Origin of the sequence: Flavobacterium flabelliforme, from assembly GCF_017948675.1 — a bacterium.
Taxonomy (GTDB): domain Bacteria; phylum Bacteroidota; class Bacteroidia; order Flavobacteriales; family Flavobacteriaceae; genus Flavobacterium; species Flavobacterium pygoscelis.
Genome location: NZ_JAGFBU010000002.1, coordinates 125,300 through 146,953, shown reverse-complemented (window position 1 = coordinate 146,953; position 21,654 = coordinate 125,300). Strand labels below are relative to the sequence as shown.

The 21,654-nt window shown below is 31.9% G+C and carries 20 protein-coding genes; 7 read left to right on the top strand and 13 right to left on the bottom strand.

Translation table 11 applies throughout. The features are described from left to right. Positions 1 to 56: 56 nt before the first annotated feature. Positions 57 to 2,252 carry a DNA helicase RecQ gene (gene recQ / locus J3S90_RS06970; RefSeq protein WP_210645600.1) on the bottom strand — a complete coding sequence of 732 codons (2,196 nt, stop codon included), beginning with the start codon at positions 2,250 to 2,252 and terminating at the stop codon, positions 57 to 59. Between the two features lie 85 nt (positions 2,253 to 2,337). Between recQ and J3S90_RS06965 the strand changes: the two genes are divergently transcribed. The 5 genes from J3S90_RS06965 (at position 2,338) to J3S90_RS06945 (ending at position 5,565) form a co-directional block, all read left to right on the top strand. Continuing rightward, positions 2,338 to 3,303: a KpsF/GutQ family sugar-phosphate isomerase gene (locus J3S90_RS06965; protein WP_210645599.1), complete on the top strand. Its 966-nt coding sequence runs from the start codon at positions 2,338 to 2,340 to the stop codon at positions 3,301 to 3,303. Next, positions 3,303 to 4,118 carry a twin-arginine translocase subunit TatC gene (gene tatC / locus J3S90_RS06960; RefSeq protein ID WP_188050063.1) on the top strand — a complete coding sequence of 272 codons (816 nt, stop codon included), beginning with the start codon at positions 3,303 to 3,305 and terminating at the stop codon, positions 4,116 to 4,118. The genes J3S90_RS06965 and tatC overlap by 1 nt, the downstream gene beginning before the upstream one ends. Beyond that, positions 4,111 to 4,455 (top strand): carboxymuconolactone decarboxylase family protein, encoded by a 345-nt coding sequence (locus J3S90_RS06955; RefSeq protein WP_188050062.1) that lies wholly within the window; start codon positions 4,111 to 4,113, stop codon positions 4,453 to 4,455. The genes tatC and J3S90_RS06955 overlap by 8 nt, the downstream gene beginning before the upstream one ends. A 102-nt stretch (positions 4,456 to 4,557) precedes the next feature. Beyond that, the gene (lptB, locus tag J3S90_RS06950; RefSeq protein WP_188050060.1) at positions 4,558 to 5,298 is read left to right on the top strand and encodes an LPS export ABC transporter ATP-binding protein; all 741 of its coding nucleotides are present in this window, start codon (positions 4,558 to 4,560) and stop codon (positions 5,296 to 5,298) included. A 39-nt stretch (positions 5,299 to 5,337) separates the two neighbouring features. Beyond that, a complete protein-coding gene (locus tag J3S90_RS06945; RefSeq protein ID WP_210645598.1) occupies positions 5,338 to 5,565 on the top strand; it encodes a DUF5808 domain-containing protein in 228 nt (75 codons plus the stop codon). Between the two features lie 3 nt (positions 5,566 to 5,568). Here J3S90_RS06945 and J3S90_RS06940 read toward each other — a convergent pair whose 3' ends face one another. Further along, positions 5,569 to 6,432, bottom strand: a complete 864-nt coding sequence (locus tag J3S90_RS06940) for a glycoside hydrolase family 25 protein (protein ID WP_210645597.1) — start codon at positions 6,430 to 6,432, stop codon at positions 5,569 to 5,571. A 5-nt stretch (positions 6,433 to 6,437) separates the two neighbouring features. Beyond that, positions 6,438 to 7,154, bottom strand: a complete 717-nt coding sequence (locus J3S90_RS06935; RefSeq protein WP_210645596.1) for a CDP-alcohol phosphatidyltransferase family protein — start codon at positions 7,152 to 7,154, stop codon at positions 6,438 to 6,440. Positions 7,155 to 7,437: 283 nt separating this feature from the next. On the opposite strand from J3S90_RS06935, the gene J3S90_RS06930 reads away from it, so the two are divergent. Both J3S90_RS06930 and J3S90_RS06925 read left to right on the top strand, forming a co-directional pair. After that, positions 7,438 to 8,508, top strand: coding sequence for a putative type IX sorting system protein PorV2 (locus J3S90_RS06930; RefSeq protein ID WP_449536178.1), 1,071 nt, complete (start codon positions 7,438 to 7,440; stop codon positions 8,506 to 8,508). A 136-nt stretch (positions 8,509 to 8,644) separates the two neighbouring features. After that, entirely contained in the window at positions 8,645 to 9,796 is a 1,152-nt protein-coding gene (locus tag J3S90_RS06925; RefSeq protein WP_210645595.1) for a lipoprotein N-acyltransferase Lnb domain-containing protein, read from the top strand. Between the two features lie 22 nt (positions 9,797 to 9,818). Here the strand turns inward: J3S90_RS06925 and J3S90_RS06920 are convergent, their stop codons facing one another. The 10 genes from J3S90_RS06920 to J3S90_RS06875 all read right to left on the bottom strand — a co-directional run bounded on the left by J3S90_RS06920 (position 9,819) and on the right by J3S90_RS06875 (position 21,621). Further along, positions 9,819 to 11,213 (bottom strand): exopolysaccharide biosynthesis polyprenyl glycosylphosphotransferase, encoded by a 1,395-nt coding sequence (locus J3S90_RS06920; RefSeq protein WP_210645594.1) that lies wholly within the window; start codon positions 11,211 to 11,213, stop codon positions 9,819 to 9,821. A gap of 80 nt (positions 11,214 to 11,293) precedes the next feature. Beyond that, positions 11,294 to 12,640 carry an O-antigen ligase family protein gene (locus J3S90_RS06915; RefSeq protein WP_210645593.1) on the bottom strand — a complete coding sequence of 449 codons (1,347 nt, stop codon included), beginning with the start codon at positions 12,638 to 12,640 and terminating at the stop codon, positions 11,294 to 11,296. Next, on the bottom strand, positions 12,637 to 13,716 hold the full coding sequence (locus tag J3S90_RS06910; protein WP_210645592.1) for a glycosyltransferase family 4 protein: 1,080 nt from the start codon (positions 13,714 to 13,716) through the stop codon (positions 12,637 to 12,639). The genes J3S90_RS06915 and J3S90_RS06910 overlap by 4 nt, the downstream gene beginning before the upstream one ends. A 171-nt stretch (positions 13,717 to 13,887) precedes the next feature. Continuing rightward, positions 13,888 to 15,855, bottom strand: a complete 1,968-nt coding sequence (locus tag J3S90_RS06905) for a polysaccharide biosynthesis protein (RefSeq protein WP_394369402.1) — start codon at positions 15,853 to 15,855, stop codon at positions 13,888 to 13,890. A gap of 366 nt (positions 15,856 to 16,221) precedes the next feature. After that, positions 16,222 to 17,091, bottom strand: coding sequence for a glucose-1-phosphate thymidylyltransferase RfbA (rfbA, locus tag J3S90_RS06900; RefSeq protein ID WP_210645591.1), 870 nt, complete (start codon positions 17,089 to 17,091; stop codon positions 16,222 to 16,224). Between the two features lie 150 nt (positions 17,092 to 17,241). Beyond that, positions 17,242 to 18,288: a dTDP-glucose 4,6-dehydratase gene (gene rfbB / locus J3S90_RS06895; RefSeq protein WP_210645590.1), complete on the bottom strand. Its 1,047-nt coding sequence runs from the start codon at positions 18,286 to 18,288 to the stop codon at positions 17,242 to 17,244. A gap of 138 nt (positions 18,289 to 18,426) precedes the next feature. Next, positions 18,427 to 19,296, bottom strand: coding sequence for a dTDP-4-dehydrorhamnose reductase (gene rfbD, locus J3S90_RS06890; protein ID WP_210645589.1), 870 nt, complete (start codon positions 19,294 to 19,296; stop codon positions 18,427 to 18,429). Positions 19,297 to 19,354: 58 nt separating this feature from the next. Beyond that, entirely contained in the window at positions 19,355 to 19,903 is a 549-nt protein-coding gene (gene rfbC, locus J3S90_RS06885; protein ID WP_210645588.1) for a dTDP-4-dehydrorhamnose 3,5-epimerase, read from the bottom strand. 36 nt (positions 19,904 to 19,939) lie between these two features. Further along, entirely contained in the window at positions 19,940 to 21,082 is a 1,143-nt protein-coding gene (locus J3S90_RS06880) for a DegT/DnrJ/EryC1/StrS family aminotransferase (protein ID WP_210645587.1), read from the bottom strand. After that, on the bottom strand, positions 21,079 to 21,621 hold the full coding sequence (locus J3S90_RS06875) for a sugar transferase (protein ID WP_236023906.1): 543 nt from the start codon (positions 21,619 to 21,621) through the stop codon (positions 21,079 to 21,081). The genes J3S90_RS06880 and J3S90_RS06875 overlap by 4 nt, the downstream gene beginning before the upstream one ends. Positions 21,622 to 21,654: the final 33 nt, after the last annotated feature.

The window sequence follows — 21,654 nt, the reverse complement described above, 5'->3', positions numbered from 1 at the left end:
AAATTTCAACATGATATAATGTTTAAATTTGGTTCTTTTTTATATAATATGATATCTTAATTTGCCACTTCACTAATAAACTTGATACGCATTAATCGCAATTCATCAAGATCATAATCGCCATCAAATTCTTTCAACGCTGATTCAATGCTATCAGACTCCGATTCCATATAATAATCATGAATTTCTTCTTGCTGATCTTCATCAAGCATATCATCAATCCAGTATTTAATATTCAGTTTTGTACCTGAATAAACAATTTGCTCCATTTCTTTGATTAAAGCATCCATATTGATCCCTTTTGCAGAAGCAATATCATTAAGAGGTAATTTACGATCTATATTTTGTATAATATAAAGCTTGTTTACAGAATTTACTCCAGTAGACTTAACAACTAGATCCTCTGGCCTTATAATGTCATTTTCTTCAACATAGCGACTGATTAACTCCAGAAATTCTTTACCATATTTCTTAGCTTTACCTTCTCCAACACCATGAATATTAATCATTTCTTCTTGAGAAATAGGATATTTCAATGCCATATCTTCCAATGAAGGATCTTGAAAAACTACAAACGGAGGAACGCCCACTTTCTTAGCTACTTTTTTTCTTAAATCCCTAAGCATACCCATCAAAACTTCATCTGCAATTGCCGATGATTTAGAAGCAGTAACAATAGCTTCGTCAACCGTTTCGTTGTATTCGTGATCCTCAGACATCATAAAAGATTGCGGGTTTTTAATAAAGTCTAATCCTTTATCTGTAATTTTCACAATTCCATAAGTCTCAATATCTTTAGATAAATATCCAGCAACTAAAACTTGTCTTAACAATGCCATCCAATACTTTTCATCATAGCTTGCTCCACACCCAAAAAAAGATTGGACATCTGTTCTATGTGCTTTTATAACTGCGTTTACGCGTCCTATTAAGGTAAAGACAACCTCTTTTGATTTATATAAATGTTTGGTATCGCGTACAACTTGTAACAGTTTTACGACTTGATCTTTAGCTTCAATTTTGGTTTTCGGATTGCGAACATTATCATCCATATCGGCACCTTCGCCAGTTATGTCATCAAATTCTTCTCCGAAATAATGAAGTAGGAACTTTCTTCTTGACATCGAAGTTTCGGCATAAGCCACCACTTCTTGCAATAAAGCGAAACCTATTTCTTGTTCAGCAACAGGTTTGCCAGACATGAATTTTTCTAGCTTTTCTACATCTTTATAAGAGTAATAGGCAAGACAATGCCCTTCACCACCATCTCTTCCTGCACGACCAGTTTCCTGGTAATAACTTTCTAATGATTTTGGAATATCATGATGAATTACAAAACGCACATCTGGTTTATCAATTCCCATACCGAATGCGATAGTAGCCACAACAACATCTACATCTTCCATCAGGAACATATCTTGATGTTTGGCTCTAGTTTTAGCATCTAAACCGGCGTGATAAGGAACAGCACTTATTCCGTTGACTTGCAAAACCTCAGCAATTGCTTCTACTTTTTTGCGACTCAAGCAATAAATAATTCCTGATTTGCCTTTATGTTGTTTGATGAAACGAATAATATCCGATTCAATATTTTTTGTTTTGGTGCGTACTTCGTAATATAAATTAGGTCTATTGAATGAGGCTTTAAAAGTTGTCGCATCAGTCATATCTAGATTTTTCAAGATATCTTCTTGAACTTTTGGAGTAGCAGTTGCGGTTAAACCAATAATAGGAACATCTCCTAATTGTTTAATTATATGTTTTAGATTTCTATACTCTGGTCTAAAATCATGTCCCCATTCCGAAATACAATGGGCTTCGTCAATTGCTACAAAAGATATCGTTACATTTTTAAGAAAACTCACATACTCTTCTTTAGTCAACGATTCTGGTGCTACATAAAGCAACTTTGTCAATCCAGAAGTAATGTCTTTTTTTACTTGAGCAATCTCTGTTTTGGTAAGGGAAGAATTTAAAACGTGAGCAATTCCGTTTTCTGAAGACAAACTTCGGATGGCATCGACTTGATTTTTCATTAAAGCAATCAAAGGAGAAACTACTATTGCAGTCCCTTCTCGAATTAAAGCTGGTAATTGATAACAAAGTGATTTACCGCCTCCAGTAGGCATAATCACAAAGGTATTCTGTGGATTCAGTATACTTTTTATGACTTGTTCCTGCAATCCTTTGAATTGGCTAAAGCCAAAATACTTCTTTAATTCTTTATGTATGTCAATTTCGTTTGGATTCATTCTTGATTATGTGGTATTTTGTATAAATTTGCAACACCTAAAGGTACAAATTTCTTTTACACATACAAATTTTAATTATTCTGTTTTGATTACTAAAGAAAATATATTGGCTAGCGCCAAAAAAACAATCCTATCTGAAAGTGAATCTATTGCCAAACTAGCTGACTTTGTGGATGCAAACTTTATAGAGGCCGTACAAAAAATCTACAATTCTAAAGGAAGATTAGTAGTAACGGGTATAGGAAAGAGTGCTATTATTGCACAAAAAATGGTTGCATCATTCAATTCTACTGGCACTCCAGCACTTTTTTTGCACGCATCCGAAGCTATACATGGCGATTTAGGCATGATTCAAAGTGAAGATGTAATTATTTGCATTTCAAAAAGCGGTAACAGTCCAGAAATAAAAGTATTGGTTCCTTTATTAAAAAGATTTGGAAACACACTTATTGCAATAACGGGAAACATGACTTCGTTTTTAGCCAAAGGTTCTGATATTGTATTAAATACTACAGTAGATGGAGAATCTTGTCCAAACAACTTAGCTCCTACAAATAGCACCACGGCACAATTAGTAATGGGTGATGCGCTTATTGTTTGTCTTATGGAAATGCGCGATTTTAAACCAGAAGATTTTGCTGTTTATCATCCAGGAGGTGCTTTAGGAAAAAAACTTTTACTACGCGTAAAAGACATGTTAGAACACAGCTTAAAACCTATGGTTGCACCAGAAGCTTCTATAAAAAAAGTAATTTTTGAAATTTCAGAAAAACGATTAGGAGTTACTGCAGTAGTCGAAAATGATAAGGTGATAGGCATTATAACTGATGGTGATATTAGGCGAATGTTAAATGACATAGATACTTTTGCCGATTTGACTGCAAAAGACATTATGACAATCAATCCAAAAATAACAACATCTGAAGCTATGGTTGTGGAAGCATTAAACATAATGGAGGATTTCTCTATTACTCAATTAGTAGTAGTAGATAATGGGGACTACAAAGGCGTATTACACTTACATGATATTTTAAAAGAAGGAATCGTATAATGGCTAAAAAAAACTTAAACGAAATGTCGTTTTTAGACCATCTTGAAGAATTAAGATGGTTATTGGTTCGAAGCACAATTGCCATATTAATTTTGGCCACTTTCACTTTTTTTGTAAGTGATTATATTTTTGATGTGATCATTTTTGGGCCTACAAGTCCCAATTTTGTGACTTATCGCTTTTTTTGTGACTTATCCAACCAATTGGGTTTTGGTGAAACAATATGCGTAACTGAAATGCCCTTTATCATTCAAAATACGAATATGGAAGGTCAGATCAATGTTTTGATTTGGACTTGTATTACGGCAGGATTCATTCTTGGATTTCCATTCATATTATGGGAAGTTTGGAAATTTATCAGCCCAGCTTTATATACAGCAGAAAAGAAAAATGCAAAGTTATTTATATTTTCATCCTCTTTGCTTTTCTTTTTAGGTGTATTATTTGGTTATTTTGTGATAGTGCCTATGTCGGTTAATTTCTTTGCCACATTTACTATAAGTAATGTTGTAAAAAACCAATTTAGTGTAGATTCCTATATTGGAATGGTAAAAACTAGTGTTATTGCTTGTGGTTTATTTTTTGAGTTACCAATTATCATTTATTTCTTGACTAAATTAGGACTTGTAACTCCACAATTTTTAAGAAAATATTGGAAATATGCCGTAATTGTCATCTTAATCGTTGCTGCAATTGTTACCCCTCCAGACGTAGTAAGTCAAGTAATCGTAACAATACCTATGCTTATCATTTATGAAGCAAGTATCATAATCTCTAAAATAGTAGTAAAAAATAAAAACAAAATAAATGGCTGATATAATAGAAGAATTCAATGAATACCGTTCAAAGATGAACGAAAAATTATTGGCAGACAATAATAAAATCGTAAAAAGAATCTTTAATCTAGACACCAATGCATACGCAGCAGGCGCATTAGATGTAAAAACAAAAGAATTACTAGGATTAGTAGCTTCAGCCGTTTTACGTTGTGATGATTGCGTAAAATATCATTTAGAAACTAGTTTTAAAGAAGGCGTTACCAAAGAAGAAATGATGGAAGCTATGGGAATTGCAACACTTGTGGGCGGAACTATAGTGGTGCCTCATTTAAGAAGAGCCTATGAATTTTGGGAAGCATTAGAAAATAATTAGAAAATTTTTTCCGTAGAAAATTCAAAAATTGAAGTTAAAAACTAAAACCAAAGAAGCGAATTTCGTTTCTTTGGTTTTTAGTTAACGATTAAACCTAAAAACATGAAATTAAGAGCCGAAAATCTAATTAAAACTTATAAAGGACGTAGTGTTGTAAAAGGCATTTCGGTAGAAGTAAATCAAGGGGAAATCGTTGGGCTTTTAGGTCCTAACGGTGCCGGAAAAACCACTTCTTTTTATATGATTGTTGGCTTAGTAAAACCAAATTCGGGTAATATTTATTTAGATGATCTCAACATAACAGATTATCCAATGTACAAAAGAGCCCAACAAGGAATTGGATATCTAGCACAAGAGGCTTCTGTTTTTAGAAAATTAAGTATTGAGGACAATATCCTTAGTGTTTTACAACTAACAAAATTATCTAAAGCGGAACAAGTTGCAAAAATGGAAAGCTTGATAGACGAGTTTAGTTTAGAGCATATTCGCACCAACCGTGGCGATTTACTTTCTGGAGGAGAGCGCCGTCGTACAGAAATTGCTCGTTGTCTTGCTACAGATCCTAAATTCATATTATTAGACGAACCATTCGCAGGTGTTGATCCAGTTGCCGTAGAAGACATTCAACGTATTGTAGCCCAATTAAAAAATAAAAACATAGGAATTCTTATAACAGACCATAACGTACAAGAAACCTTGGCCATTACAGACAAAACTTACTTAATGTTTGAAGGTGGAATCTTGAAAGCTGGAATTCCAGAAGAACTGGTAGAAGATGAAATGGTACGTCGTGTTTATCTAGGACAAAATTTCGAATTGAGAAAGAAAAAACTAGAGTTCTAGTGTTCAATTTTTATTAATAACCGTTATATCTTCCACTTTATGAATTCAGAAAACGAACCTTCAGAAGAAACTAAAAGACAGTGGCATCAAGATCCTTCTAATTGGATTTTGGGAATTTTTTATTATAATAAAGAGGACAAACGTATTTTTCCACCTAAAAGAATTCAATGGATGGGTTGGACAATTAACTTTGCTAATCCAATGTCAGTTAGTGCAATTTTGATTTTATTACTACTTATTCTTAGCCTAGCCACTTTAAATAATTAAAACCTAATCTACGGTAATAAACTGCAGTTGTTTTAAATCTCCATTATAAATATTTACGTCAACATTCCCTTTAATACCGGGCAGTGTTGCTTTCTCTGTAAATTGCCAAAAAAGCCAATCGGCCCCAATTTCTTCTCTATAAAAGTTATAATTTGCAATCCAAAAAAGATAATCGGAAAACTCCTCTTTCAAAAAATCATCATAATAACGCTCGCCTGTATAAATAATAGGTTTTACTCCATAATGCGCCTCTACCGCTTTTAACCATCTTTTCAATCCAATTTTAAGATTAGTAATAGATTGGTTTTTAGGCAATCTTTCTATGTCTAAAACGGGTGGCAAATCTCCTTTTTGAAGGCGTACCGTGGTAATAAAAAGTTCGGCTTGTTCTAATGAATTTTCATTTGGACGGTAATAATGGTAAGCTCCTCGAATCATTTTATTAGCTTTGGCACCAATCCAATTTTCTTTAAACTGATAGTCCTGTCGGTCCTTACCCACTGTAGCACGGATAAAAACAAAATCTAAGGGATATTTTTTCTCTAAAACACCCAAATCCGACCAATTTATATTTCCCTGATACTCAGAAACATCAATACCGATACTTTTGCCTTCGTGTTTCTCTAAAACTTGAAAGTTTCGAACGTCAGAAATTCGTTTTTCTTCGCTATTTGCTTTGGTTATTTTATTTGATTTAAAACCTAAATAGTAAGCAAAACCATTGCGATAATGAAAACCAACACCAATTACTAGCGCTAACAGGCAAGCTACAAGGATATACCGCAAAAACTTTACAGAAAAAACACTCGTTTTTTTCTGAGGTTTACGGACTGCCGCAGTTCTCTTTCGAACAACTTTTTTTGCCATTCAAACTAATTTTTGAGCACTTTATTATTTATTACTGAAAGCAAAACGTATAGAAGAATCAATAAAGGAATCCCTAAGTATTGAAAGAAAATTAACAACAACAGCGACAGTATTAAAAAGACGATCTGAATCGTATTTTCTTTAAAACTAAACTTCTTTATTTTTAAAGAAAATAATGGTATTTCTGCATTTAGCATATAAGCGCTTAGTAAAGTAATTACCAATAAAAACCATTGATTTGTCAGCAATTCAATAACAAATAAGGATTCAGCATATTTCAATACCAATGGTAAACTTAAAATAAAAAGAGCATTCGCGGGTGTTGGCAAACCAATAAATGAATCGGTCTGACGAGTATCAATATTAAAATTAGCCAAACGGTAACATGATCCTAAAGCAATGATGAATCCTAAATAAGGAAAAATCTGCAGATGTCCAGCAACCAGAGGTGATGAATGACTGATCATCATTTGAAACATCACTAAACCTGGTACTACTCCACTAGTAACCATGTCTGCTAAAGAATCTAATTGCAAACCAAGTGGACTAGAAACTTGAAACAATCGAGCAAAGAAGCCATCAAAAAAGTCTAAAAATATTCCGAGACAAACAAAATAAAAGGCCATTTCAAAGTCTTGGTTAAAAGCAAAAACCAAGGCAATACAACCCGAAAAAAGGTTGAGTAATGTAATTAGATTGGGGATATGTTTTTTAATATTCATAGTTTATTTTTTAAATTTTAAAAATCTACTCTAGCACCATTGAAAATGTCATCAAGGTTGGCAAATTTAGTATAATAAGTGAATGAGAAGTACGTTTTTTATTAGAGTTTTTAATTAGCATCAAAAAACGTTTCTATTTTAACTAACAGATAATTCATTTATTGTAAAAACAGATAAGAAAAATCAATTTCGTAAAGCATTATTTTCCAAAAGAAAGAATTATGCTCTATAAATAGTATATTTTTGATGCTTACTTAAATAATACCCGTTTAAAATAAAATCTTTGAAAAAAAGCGTCATATTACTCTTGCTTTTTAGTAACATAGTTACTTACAGTCAGAGCGTTCGAAAATACTCTAATGAGTTTATGAATATTGGTGTAGATGCTGCAGCATTGGGTATGTCTAATGCTGTTGTGGCTTGGACAAATGATGTGAATTCTGGATATTGGAATCCAGCTGGTTTAGTACAATTAAAAGATCACCAAGTGTCTTTTATGCACGCCAACTACTTTGCTAACATAGCACAATATGACTATTTAGCCTACGCAAGTCCAATAGATAATCGCAGTGCATGGGGCATTTCTTTAATCCGTTTTGGCGTTGACGACATTTTAAACACTACCGAATTAATTGACAGTCAAGGAAACATTGATTACAATCGCATCAGTCTTTTTTCTGCTGCAGATTATGGTTTTACATTTTCATATGCAAGAAAACTTCCTGTTCCTGGCTTTCAATATGGAGTTAACGCCAAAGTAATTAGACGAATTATAGGAAAATTTGCAAATTCATGGGGATTTGGTTTTGATGCAGGAGTTCAGTTTGAGAAAAACAATTGGCACTTTGGACTACTCGTTCGAGATATTACAACAACCTATAATGTTTGGAATATTGACGAGAAGGAATATAAAAAAATAGCGAATGCTATTCCTGGAGAAAACCAAGATTTACCAGAAAGTACTGAAATCACAGCTCCTAAAGCACAATTAGGAATAGCCAAAAAATTTATCATTAGATCCGATTATAGCATTTTGGCCGCAGCCAATATGAACATGCAATTTAATAAAACCAATGATCTTATTTCGACCAACTTAGTTAGCATTGATCCTGCATTGGGCCTGGAATTTGGATATACTGATTTAGTTTTTGTAAGAGCTGGAGTTGGTAATTTTCAGAAAGTACAACAATTAGATTACACAGAAAAAATAGGTTTTCAACCCAATATTGGATTGGGATTTAAATATAAAGGGATTCAAATCGATTACGCATTAACAGATTTAGGCAATCAAAGTGCTGCATTGTATTCTAATGTTTTTTCAATAAAAGTAGATTTGGGAATGTTTAGAAATTAATATTCATTTACTTAAACTTTACAATACAGAAAGTGTTTTTGTATTTTTGTGCATGTATATAAATTCAAAAAAAGATAAAAAACATTACTTGTTTTATAAAAACTAATTTCACCCTTTGGGTTAAGAACATACTAATATGTCTAAATATTTCTCTACAGCAAAAAGAATTTCAACTGCATTATTACTATTACTTTCATGTACTTCCATTACCAGTTTTGCACAAAACATGATTCTTTCAAAGGATGCGCATGTTAGCGTAATTACATGTGGAACCGGAAATGAATCCTATTCCCTTTTTGGTCATACAGCTATAAGAGTAGAAGATCCAGCAAATGCATTTGATTTCGTTTATAACTATGGCGCATTTGATTTTAATACTCCGAATTTTGTCATGAAATTCGTTAAAGGAGATTTACAGTATTTTGCGGTAGCCCACTCCTATACTGACTTTATTAATGAATATCAATATGAAAAAAGATCTGTTTATGAGCAGGAACTTAATATTCCGCTAGCTTTGAAACAAAAACTATTTGACAACTTGACTGTTTCTTTGTCTACCGGAGAAAGTCATTATACTTATAAGTTTATTGATAAAAATTGTACTTCTATGGTAGTTGATATCATTAATGAAACCCTAAATACTAAAGCTATAGTAAAAAAAGAGGATACTAATACTAGTTATAGAGCCATTTTATACCCTTATTTCGATGGGCATTTTTATGAAAAACTTGGAACAAGTGTTATTTTTGGAAGAAAAGTTGACAAGATGGGAACCGAACTTTTTTTACCTTTAGAACTGCAAAAAAGTCTCAAAAAAGCTACTTTTCAAAATCACTTACTAGCTCCCATCAACAAAACCGTATTAGAATTTAAAAATGAAACACCATTTTCTTGGTGGAACAATCCTTATACGTATATACTGTTTCTTATGTTTATCGTTTTTATAAATAAAAAAAGTGTGAGTTTATTCTACCTCAGCATTATAGCTGTAATTGGTTTTTTCTTTGCTTTCGTTGGCTTTTACTCTCAACATTTAGAATTGGGATACAATTATAATATATTGTTGTTTAACCCTTCTTTATTAGCATTACTCTATTTTTATTGGAAAAAAGATAAAAAAGCTATTTATAGATTGGCGCTTATAAATATAATTTGCTTGGTTGTTTATTTGTTTTTTATCATTAACAAAGTGCATTTTATTTTAGTATTACCGTTAGTAATTACAAACGGGATTCTTTTAGTGAGAATAGCGATTCAAAATAAAAAGAGAATTCCCATAATCATTTAAGACGCTTTAGAAATAGAGCCAATTATTGACCTCTATAGAATAAAACGGTTGTTATAGTCTTAAAAGCAATATTCATATCTAAATAGATACTACGGTGTTTGATGTAATAAAGATCGTATTGTAACTTTATCAAACTGTCATCAATCGTTTCTCCATAAGAATAATTTACTTGTGCCCAACCCGTAAGACCTGGCTTAATTATATGTCTAGTTTCATAAAAGGGCATTATTTCGGCAATTTCTTTGACAAAAAAAGGACGCTCCGGACGTGGACCAATTACACCCATTTCCCCTTTCAAAATATTTATAAATTGCGGAAATTCATCTATTCTGGTTTTGCGTAAAAATTTGCCAAAAACAGTTATTCTTGTATCATTAGATGACGTAAAAACAGCTCCGTTTGTTTCAGCATTTTTTACCATAGTTCGAAATTTCAAGATTTCAAAAACGACTCCGTCTTTACCTACTCTTTCTTGTGTATAAAACAAACGTCCTCTATTTCCTATGGCATTCCCAAACACTATTAATGGCAATAAAAACAACCCGATTAGCAATCCAGACAACGAAATTACAATCTCAAAAGCGCGAGCAATTAATAGGTATAATTTATTTTGATTGCTTCGACTAAATGGAAAAAAACGGTAAAAATCTCTAGACATATATTGCACCGGGATTCGTTGCGTTTTACTTTCATAAACTTGAGTGTATTCTCTAATAATACTTCCAGACTCTAATAAATGTAATAAATGTTGGTATAATTCAGGCGTGATGCCTTCTGTTTTTTGAGAGGCAATAACAATTTCGGAGACACTATTTTCTTTCACGAAAGTGAATAAATCCTCTGTCTTAATATTTTGAACATAATGATAATCTCTTATTTCACTCTCGAATGCATCTGTATTAACGAAACCAATTATTTTGTAATGAGGATCTATATTTTCAAGTCCTAAAATCAACTCTTGAACTTGATCTTGGTCGCATATTAATATTGCTTTTTGAAAAAAACGGGTGGAGGCCAGAAAATTAACATACAACATACGCCAAATCACTAATGCCAAAAACATTACGATAAAAAACAATAAAATTTGTAGCCGACTGCTAGGTAGTTGTGGTGAAAAAAAAGGAGTTAATAGATAAACCAATACGGTTGTTGAAACAGTAATAAGCGTACTTTTTAGAACTTGAAACTGATTACTCGCTACTTGCAAATTATACATTTCGAAAATAGTACCAAATGCATTAATGTAAATTGCTAAAACAATAGTCCAATAATAATTGGTGCTGGAGATCACAAAATAATCGAAATCAAAAACTTTTGAAGTAATAAATAATGCGGACAAAACAAACAGAACGTCAAAAAGACGCAAAATCATCTTTCGTTCTGATATTTCAAAATGCATTTTATCTACTGAAAACATAGTTTGTTTTTATAATAATATTAGGTTAGGCTTTAGCTAAAGTTAAGACTAATAATTCCTTTTAACCAAAGTAAAATCATCTAATTGCTTGGAATCCGTTTTTTGGGTAAACCCAACTGCACATTTAATAGTGCTAAGGAATAAACGAATGCGGGTGCGGCTATCCTCATTGCAGCATGATTGATTGTTAAAAACCAGAAAAAAACAAAGCACAATAAAAACATATTGAAATTATTCTGCAAAAATAAAACCAAAGGGGTAACTACCAAAATCAATAAGGCAAATATACCCAAAGTACCATGTTCGGCCAGCATACGAGTTATCTCATCATGAGATGCCGCTTTTATACCGGTTTCTGCTTTACGAACTTCGGTACCTTTCCCTACGCCAACACCAAAAATAGGATTTTTTAAAAAAATATCAATTTCACTTCTAGCTATTTCTTCTCGACCCGTAAATTGACTTTCTTTGACTCTTCCGGCGGCATCTTGATTGGAATATCGTTTATTAATTAATCCGTCGGTTTGAAATGAAGTATAGGTCCAAGTTGCCATCATAGCAAAACCTAAGAAAACCATAATATAACTCAATTTAAACTTTCCAGCTTGATTTGATTTAAAATATAAAAATATTAGTAATAAAAGAATCATTAAAAAACCCGTAATCATTCCGCCTCGTGAAAAAGTCAACATCCCACGATACATAATATTAAGAGCAATAAATAAGTTAATTATGATTTGCAATTTGGTTTTAGAATCCAATATGAATCGTGAAAAAAATATAAACATTCCTAATCCCAAAATAGTAGCTACTTGGTTAGGACCAAAACCTCCAGAGGTTTCAAAATTAGATTCTGTACCTGTTATGACTTCTTGAAGATTGGGTGTGTATAAAATTAAATATATCACACAACTTAAGATAGGCAAGCCCATACTGAGTAAAACCGTATTTATTTCATCTAATGAAATTTTCCTTCCCATAGTATATAAAGAAGCTACTCCTAGACAAACGGGACCTGAAATATTAAAAGCGATTGCTTTACGAATATTTGTATCAAAATTTAAGGCATAAGTAGAAATAATAATACTAGGAACTAATAGAAGAAGAAATATCCAATATGGGAGAGCTTGTTTAGAAAAACTACTAAAATACATTCCTAATAAAATAAAAACAATCACACCATACTTAGAAATCTCATACAGCGGATTCCCATCAGTCATTCTCAAGAATACTTCACTCCCAACAACATAAGCAGCTGCAATAAGTGCTTCGTTATTTCTATTTTTATTTTTAATAATATAATATAGTCCAAAAATAAAAATAGAATATCCATATATCTTTGAGGTAAAAGGAACTATAAATCCTAATGCGCCCACAACTACATGGAAAAGTATTAAATAAAGATAAGATTGATCCTCTTTTTTCATTTACAACTATTTTGCAACCAATTTATATATATTTTAATCACGGACTCTTCACTGTAATTCTCCACAATTGTTTTGTAGAGTGCCAAACCAAAGTATATTTGTAATTTATCATTTGCAATCAACTTTACAATCGAGTCGTAAAAAACCTCGATTTGATCCGACTCTACAAGAAAGCCATTTACATCCTTTTGAATCACTGTAGAAACATCGCCAACATTAGTAACAACAACAGGCTTTTTATGCAAACCGTATTCTAAAAGTGAAACTGGTAATCCTTCTGATTTCGAGGTAAGAATGCAAATGGAAGCCTGATCTATAATATTTCCAACATCTTGCTTACTGCCGTAAAGGAACACCTTTTTTTCTAAATTAGAAGCGACTATTAAAGCCTTAATTTCACGAGAATAATCATCTAAGAAATCTTTACCTACCAAATGAAAAGTCCAATCAGGATGAGAAATTTTTAGCTTTTTGGCTACTTCAATCAAAAAATAATGATTTTTTTGACTTCTTAAATTAGCGAGACATACTATTCTCTTACCAGCAATTCCTTTTAAAATAGTTTCCGAAGGGGTTTTATTTTCACATCCCACAAAATTAGGAAGGAAAATAATATTTGCTGTTTTTAATCGCTGTTTACACCAACTTTTAAGATTATTATTGACCACTACCACTCCTAAAAAAAACGGAATTAGCACTCTTAAAACTCGCGTAGGTCTTTTAGATAAGAATTCACTATTCCCATAATGATCGTGCCAAATTAATTGTACACGAGGATAAACTAATTTGAGTAAAAAAGCCAAAAAGAAAGAAGAAGAATGTGCCTGAACAATTGTAATATTATTGTTTTTAATGTAGGAACGCAGTCTAAATAAGGAAGCGATATCTAGCGTACTTTTTCTGTTTAAAAAAAAATAAGCAACTTCCTTTTCGATCAAATTCACAAGAGGACCCTGTTTCCGAGTTGTAATTAAACCTGAAAATTCAATTTCTTTAGACAAAGCATTAGCATAGCTTACCGCCATCCGTTCTGCACCTCCTGCTTCTAATGAATCTATTAATTGAATAATTCGCATTTATTAATTTTTCTATTCTAAAGATTTAAATATAGGAGTTTAGAATAAATTGAAATTACTACTTCTTGCTATTTAATAAAACAACAATATATTAACTCTTTTCAAAAATAAAAAAAGTTCACAAAGAAAAAACTCTGTGAACTTCACTATGTAACAATTTATATTTTTCTCTTATTTATCTAACAATTGAAATGTAGAATTCATACTTTTAAATTCGGGAACAATTTTTTTCATCTGCATGACAACATCTTCTTTTCCGAAGAAATTGGCCTTATGAATCAAATCGTCGATATCCTTTTTTAACGTTTCAAAATCATCTTGAATGTCTTCGGCAATCATAATTTTCTCATGATAAGTAGGCAATGTTTTTGAAGTATCATTTAGTAATTCTTCATATAATTTCTCACCAGGTCTTAAACCAACTATTTTAATTTTAATATCCTTTTCAGGGATAAAACCAGCTAGTTTAATCATCTTTCTCGCTAAATCTATAATTTTAACCGGTTTTCCCATGTCAAAAATATAAATTTCGCCTCCGTTCCCCATTGCGCCTGCCTCTAAAACTAATTGACAAGCCTCAGGAATAGTCATAAAATACCTAATTATGTCTGCATGTGTGATGGTAACAGGACCACCTGCTGCAATTTGTTTAGTAAATAAAGGCACTACAGATCCATTAGATCCTAATACATTACCAAAACGAGTCGTGATAAATTTTGTAACCTTTTCTCCTTCTATTTTTTGATTTGCAGCATGTAATGATTGTACGTATTTTTCGGCAATTCTTTTGCTAGCTCCCATAACATTACTCGGATTCACAGCCTTATCTGTAGAAACCATTACAAATTTATTGACTTTATACAAACAAGATAAGTCTGCTATATTTTTCGTCCCTTCAATATTTGTCAGAATAGCTTGTGAAGGATTTTGCTCCATCAAAGGAACATGCTTATATGCTGCAGCATGAAAAACAACTTGTGGAGTGTATTTTTTAAAAACAGTATTCATCGCCTCTTTATTTCTTATATCTGCCACTAAAGAAATAATTTTTGTAGTCGAGTTTAAAAGTTCTGTTTCTAATTGCAAATGATGCAAAGGGGTTTCTGCTTGATCTAAAAGAATAATTTTTTTAGGTTTAAAAAGCAAAACTTGTCTTGCGATTTCACTTCCTATCGAACCGGCAGCACCAGTAATTAAAATCGTTTTTTCTTTTAATTGTTTTGATATTAGTTTGCTGTCAAGTACAATTGGTTTTCTATCTAACAAATCCTCAATTTGTATTGTTTTTACTTTTTGAGAGATTTCTTTTTGGTTTTCCCAGTTGGTAATCAAAGGTACGATGTAGACTTTGTAATTGAATTCTAAACATTGATCAATTATAACCAATTGTTCCTCTTTTGTCAAACTTTTGTCTGCAATAATCACCGCTTCTGCACCTATAGAGCGCATTAAAGTGGGTAGCTTTTTCTTTTGAACCAATATCGGTAAATCTAACATCCTTTTAGAGGCGTTCTGATTGTTTTTGTCAACAAAACCCACAATCTTAAATCGAGTTGGAGTTTCAAACTTCAGTGCATTAGCAATTGATATTGCATTAGCATCTGTTCCGTATATGATTGTTCGAGATAATTTGACATTGTATTTCTCAGAAAAATATAGCTCGAATACTTGTTTTACGATAACACGATACAAAAACAATCCACAAAAAGAAAGTACCATGTTTATAAAAAGTGCTGTATTTAAGAAAATCTTATCGTCATAAATTTGATCATAAATTATATTTGACGACAAAAAAACTACAAACACTAATAATTGCGAAAATAATAATTTCACTGCATCAATAAAGGAAGAGTGTCTTATAATTCCAGAATAAGTTCTGAAAAGCCAAAATGCAAATAAGTTGAATCCAATAAGAGAAAAAACATAAAGAGATTTATTGCCTAAATAAATATACGGCAATCCCATACCGTTGATAATAAACTTTGTAAAAAAAAAGGCTAATAAGAGAATGGATAGATCAATAATTACTATTATCCATCTTGGTAAATATCCTAAATTATGAATATTAAAATTCAAATTATCTCTTGAAAACAAGAGGGACTTTAAGGCTTCCTTATCAAATTTTTTATCGGTATTCAAAGTAATTGTGTTTATTAGGATTAGTGCCCTTTAGGATTTCAAAATTAAGATTTAATGTATTGAAAAAAAAATCTTATTAATAGATTTTTTCATTTTTAACAAATAATAAAATCTACAGATAATTAAGTGCTTCACTAAAAAAATTAACTATTGAACAAGTTCATCACAATATTTTTAATTCTTGTTTTATTTTCATCAGAAAGTATTGGTCCTGAAGGCAAACAAAGACCATTTTCAAAATGGATTCCGCATTTTTCGTTCCAAAATAGGTATACTTACTAAAAATAGGTTGCAAATGCAATGGTTTCCACAACGGTCGTGACTCTATATTTTCTTTAATAAATGCTAATCGCAGCATTTCTCTATTTATTCCTTTTGTTTAATTAGTCCCAAAAGATATTCTCCATAACCTGATTTAACTAATGGTTCTGCAAGATCTTTCAATTGCTGCTCACTAATGAATCCCTGTCTCCAAGCAATTTCTTCAATACAACCTATTTTCAAACCTTGACGTTCCTCGATTACTTGGACAAATTGTCCTGCTTGCATTAAACTATTAAAAGTACCAGTATCCAACCAAGCGGTCCCTCTGCTTAAAATACCTACTTTTAAAGTTCCTTTCTCCAAATACACTTTATTAACATCGGTAATTTCATATTCGCCACGTGCACTTGGTTTAATGTTTTTGGCAATTTCAACTACTGAATTATCGTAAAAGTACAACCCTGGAACTGCATAATTTGATTTTGGTTTCGAGGGTTTTTCTTCAATAGACAGCGCGTTTAGCTCTTTATCAAATTCAACTACACCGTATCGCTCTGGATCTGATACATGATATGCAAAAACCACTCCACCATCCGGTTTAGTGTTCGATTTAAGCAATTGATCCATATTAGCACCAAAGAAAATATTATCGCCTAAAACTAAGGCTACATTATCCTTTCCTATAAACTCTTCTCCTATCACAAAAGCTTGCGCTAATCCATTAGGAATTGCTTGCTCTGCATAACTGAATTTGCATCCAATTGCACTTCCATCTCCTAATAATTTCTTAAAATTGGGCAAATCATGTGGTGTAGAAATAATTAATATTTCGCTTATCCCTGCCATCATTAAAGTTGACAATGGATAATAGATCATAGGTTTGTCATATACCGGCATCATTTGCTTACTCATTGCCAAGGTGAGTGGATGCAAGCGTGTTCCTGAGCCTCCGGCCAATATAATTCCTTTCATAGTTGTTTGATGTTTTTGCCACAAAGGCACTAAAACTCTGATTTTTTTAGACTGAGAAATCTTGAATATGGTAAATAATAAATAATAAAAATGATGCTTTTGAAAATTTATCACTTAATAATTCAACTCTTTTACCCAAAATTAAACACATTAAGAATACTGTTTTTGGTAATAAGTTGCGTATTCCCCAGAAGTAACGTTATTCAGCCAGGTCTCATTTTCCAGATACCAATTTACCGTTTTTTCCAATCCTTGTTCGAAAGTAACAGAAGGTTTCCAACCCAATTCTTTATTAATTTTTGTAGCATCAATAGCATATCTTAAATCATGTCCTGGACGGTCTTTTACATAGACAATCAATTGTTCTGAAGTTCCTGAAGTTCTTCCTAGCTTTTCATCCATTATTTTGCAAAGTAGCTTAACCAAATCTATATTTTGCCATTCGTTGAAACCACCAATATTATAAGTACTGTGATTCACTCCTTCATGGAAAACTAAATCTATCGCTACAGCATGGTCTTCTACAAACAGCCAATCGCGGGTATATTTTCCATCACCATATACTGGCAAAGGTTTTTTTTGAATAATATTGTTAATAAATAACGGAATTAATTTTTCAGGAAAATGAAAAGGTCCGTAATTATTCGAGCAGTTTGTCAATACATACGGAAAATCATAGGTTTCGCCATAGGCTCTCACAAAATGGTCCGAACTTGCTTTTGAAGCAGAATAAGGAGAGTTAGGATCGTAAGCCGTAGTTTCTGTAAACAAACCTTTTGCACCTAAGCTACCATATACCTCATCTGTACTGATGTGGTAAAAACGCTTATGCTTGCTATTGTCCTTCCAGATCATTTTGGCAGCGTTTAATAAATTCACGGTACCAATTACATTTGTTTTTACAAAAGATAATGGATCAGTGATGGATCGGTCCACATGAGACTCTGCAGCAAGATGTAACACCCCATCAAATTGATGCTCTGTAAAAAGGGTATCTATAAAAGTTGCATCTACAATATCCCCTTTTACAAAGGTGTAATTTGGTGCGTCTTGAATATCCCTAATATTTTCTAAATTGCCTGCATAGGTTAAAGCATCTAAATTAAAGATCTTATATTCTGGGTATTTATTTACAAAACGTCTTACAACGTGCGAACCAATAAAACCAGCACCTCCAGTGATTAAAATCTTTTTCATTTCTATTTATTTTTAAGAATTTTCGAATTAATAAAAATTAATTATTATATGGAAATTGTTTAAAGCTTTCTTTTGGATTTTACGAATAAATTTGAAAGCTAAACTAATTTATTTTTACAATTCTTTCTTATAAATTTTTTACAAGTTCGTATTAAATCTTAATAAATTCATACATTTCTTCAAACTCTCTTTGTATTCTGGAACTGATACACCAAAGACAGTTTTGATTTTACTTTTATCCAATAATGAATAAGCAGGCCTTTTGGCTGGAGTTGGATAGTTAGAGGCTAGTATTCCATTAACATCACATTCAAAACCTCCAATTTCTTGAATTGCCACAGCAAAGTCATACCAGCTAATTTCACCTTCATTCGAAAAATTATAGATACCAGGTTGCCAATTTTTGTGTTGGATGATAGTCATGATGGCTTCTGCTAAATCAGCTGCATAAGTAGGACTTCCGATCTGATCATTGACTACATTCAGGCTTTCTCTTTCCTGCATCAATCGAGACATTGTTTTAACGAAATTATTTCCAAAACTCGAATAAACCCATGAAGTACGGATAATTATTGCATTTGAGTTTTGCTCTAGACATGCTTTTTCACCAGCTAATTTAGTAAAACCATATACATTAATAGGATTCGTTTCTGCTGTTTCGGTTAGCGCCACAGCTGAGTTTCCATCAAAAACATAATCTGTAGAAACATGTATTAATTTACAATTATTAGCATGACTCCACATAGCCAAAACGGCTACCGACTGATGGTTTAACACATCCGATAGCTCTACTTCAGTTTCTGCTTTATCTACCGCAGTATGAGCAGCACAATTAATAATAATTTGCGGATTGATTTCTGTTAATTTAAACTCTAGATTAGTTAAATCACATAAGTTTAATTCTTGGTAATCCGTAAAAACCCAATCATATTGAGTTTTATTTATTGCTATTTGTCGCAACTCTGAACCTAATTGCCCATTTCCTCCTGTTACTAATATCTTTTTCAATATATTTATCTTTCTAATTTTAGATCACCATTAAAGATTATAAATAACAATAATTTTATTAAAAACTTAAATCAACATCCTTAAAACCAGTTAAAATTAGATCTTTCTCAGAAACAATTACTTCTTTAGGGTTAACTTTCCAGTCAATGGATAAAGTTGAATCATCATATCGAATTCCTCTTTCACTTTCTTTGTGATATACTTGATCTACTTTGTACATCACAGAGGCCGTTTCGCTCAAAACTGAAAATCCATGTGCAAAACCAGGAGGAACCATTAATTGTTTTTTATTTTTTTCACTTAAAATCACACTAAAATACTCACCATAAGTTGCAGATTCTTTTCGTAAATCAACTGCTACATCCAGAATTTCACCTTGTAAAACTCTAATTAATTTTGCTTGAGCAAAAGGGTTGATTTGAAAATGTAAACCACGTATTACTCCTTTAGTAGAAAATGATTGGTTATCTTGTATAAAATTATAATCAACACCGTATTCTTCTAATTTTAATTTATTAAATGCTTCAAAAAAATAACCCCTATCATCAGTAAAGATTTCTGGGGTTATAATTAGCAAATCTTTGATTGTAGTTAATTCAATCATCATATTTATATAATTAAATAAAATCTGTATTTATTGTCTTTATCTTTTAAAGAAACAATTTACTGCTTTTTTGATTCTATTCCGATCAATCTCTTCCAAATTCGAACCCGATGGAACACACAAGCCTTTTTTAAATAAATCTTCCGCTACATTATTGCCATAATATGGATATTTCTCGAATATAGGTTGTAAATGCATAGGTTTCCAGAGTGGTCTAGATTCGATATTATCTTTATCTAAAGCTATTCTGAGTTTTTCTGCATCAATGCCTTTAGTCTCATCAGGTTTGATTGTAATGGCTGTTAACCAATAATTGGCAAAATAATCATCATTAGGTACTTTAAAAACAGTTACTGCATCAATATCTTTGAATAAATCTACATAAAACTCATGCATATTTCTTCTAAGTTGCACATGCTTATCAAGCACTTGCATTTGACCACGACCAATTCCTGCGCATATATTACTCATTCTATAATTGTATCCTATTTCTGAATGTTGATAGTGTGGAGCATCGTCTCTGGATTGGGTAGCAAAAAAAACAGCCTTATCTTTTATTTCTTTGGTAGGCGCTACAATTGCACCACCGCCTGAAGTAGTGATAATTTTATTACCATTAAAAGACAAAACACCAACATCACCAAATGTCCCACATTTTTGGCCTTTATAAGAACTTCCTAATGCTTCTGCACTATCCTCTAGAACTGGAATATCGTATTTATCAGAAATCGCTTTAATAGCTTCTACTTTGTATGGAACTCCATACAAATGCACAGCCACAATAGCTTTTGGTTTTTTTCCTTTAGCTAAACGATCAATAATTGCATTTTCTAATTGAATTGGACAAATATTCCATGTTTCTTCCTCACTATCTACAAAAACAGGAGTTGCACCCAAATATAAAATTGGATTAGCCGAAGCCGAAAAGGTCATACTCTGACAAATCACTTCATCGCCTGCCTTTACGCCTAATAAAATAAGACCTAAATGTATCGCAGCTGTACCAGAACTTAGTGCTCCTACATGCGACTCACTTCCTAAATACTCCTCTAGATCCTTTTCTAAACCGTTTACATTTGGTCCTAAAGGTGCTACCCAATTCGTATCAAAAGCTTCTTGTACGTATTTTTGTTCATTTCCTCCCATGTGCGGTGAAGAAAGCCATATTTTTGGATTATTCATTTTATGTATCTAAATATTGTTTTGAAAATTATTTTTATATCCCCTAAAAAATTATGATTATAATAATAATCCAAATTCATTTTTACTTTATCTGGAAAAATTACCTTATCATAATATTCTGAAGGATCAATTTTAGTTCTTAAGATTAGCTCCTCATTAAAATATTTTAGTGAAGCATTGCTAGTTAAACCCGGCTTCATTTTTAATATATTTTTTTCCTCATCATCTAAAATATTATAATATTTTACTACATCAGGTCTTGGACCAACAAAACTCATTTCACCTCGTAAAATATTATATAATTGAGGCAACTCATCCAATTTTGATTTTCTCAAGAAATTTCCAAATCCTGAAATATAACCTGTGTTAGAGTTAATTGTTTTAATTTTAAAAATAGTAAATGCCTTCCCATACTGTCCAATTCTTATCTGAAAAAAAAAGCCATTTGAATTTAACAAAAATAAAACAAGTATTAGCCAACAAAGACCTATCAATAGAATTAAAGAAAAAACAACATCAAAAATTCTCTTAACTATCAATTTAAAGGAATATGAATTATTTATAAAATTGTC

What these genes read in the sequence shown, in the direction of transcription:
- recQ (WP_210645600.1), bottom strand. Translation starts at nt 2,252, where the DNA reads ATGAATCCAAACGAAATTGACATACATAAAGAATTAAAGAAGTATTTT.
- J3S90_RS06880 (WP_210645587.1), bottom strand. Translation starts at nt 21,082, where the DNA reads ATGAATAATCCAAAAATATGGCTTTCTTCACCGCACATGGGAGGAAAT.
- J3S90_RS06935 (WP_210645596.1), bottom strand. Translation starts at nt 7,154, where the DNA reads ATGAATATTAAAAAACATATCCCCAATCTAATTACATTACTCAACCTT.
- J3S90_RS06910 (WP_210645592.1), bottom strand. Translation starts at nt 13,716, where the DNA reads ATGCGAATTATTCAATTAATAGATTCATTAGAAGCAGGAGGTGCAGAA.
- J3S90_RS06915 (WP_210645593.1), bottom strand. Translation starts at nt 12,640, where the DNA reads ATGAAAAAAGAGGATCAATCTTATCTTTATTTAATACTTTTCCATGTA.
- J3S90_RS06925 (WP_210645595.1), top strand. Translation starts at nt 8,645, where the DNA reads ATGTCTAAATATTTCTCTACAGCAAAAAGAATTTCAACTGCATTATTA.
- J3S90_RS06920 (WP_210645594.1), bottom strand. Translation starts at nt 11,213, where the DNA reads ATGTTTTCAGTAGATAAAATGCATTTTGAAATATCAGAACGAAAGATG.
- J3S90_RS06955 (WP_188050062.1), top strand. Translation starts at nt 4,111, where the DNA reads ATGGCTGATATAATAGAAGAATTCAATGAATACCGTTCAAAGATGAAC.
- tatC (WP_188050063.1), top strand. Translation starts at nt 3,303, where the DNA reads ATGGCTAAAAAAAACTTAAACGAAATGTCGTTTTTAGACCATCTTGAA.
- rfbB (WP_210645590.1), bottom strand. Translation starts at nt 18,288, where the DNA reads ATGAAAAAGATTTTAATCACTGGAGGTGCTGGTTTTATTGGTTCGCAC.
- lptB (WP_188050060.1), top strand. Translation starts at nt 4,558, where the DNA reads ATGAAATTAAGAGCCGAAAATCTAATTAAAACTTATAAAGGACGTAGT.
- rfbC (WP_210645588.1), bottom strand. Translation starts at nt 19,903, where the DNA reads ATGATGATTGAATTAACTACAATCAAAGATTTGCTAATTATAACCCCA.
- rfbA (WP_210645591.1), bottom strand. Translation starts at nt 17,091, where the DNA reads ATGAAAGGAATTATATTGGCCGGAGGCTCAGGAACACGCTTGCATCCA.
- J3S90_RS06940 (WP_210645597.1), bottom strand. Translation starts at nt 6,432, where the DNA reads ATGGCAAAAAAAGTTGTTCGAAAGAGAACTGCGGCAGTCCGTAAACCT.
- J3S90_RS06945 (WP_210645598.1), top strand. Translation starts at nt 5,338, where the DNA reads ATGAATTCAGAAAACGAACCTTCAGAAGAAACTAAAAGACAGTGGCAT.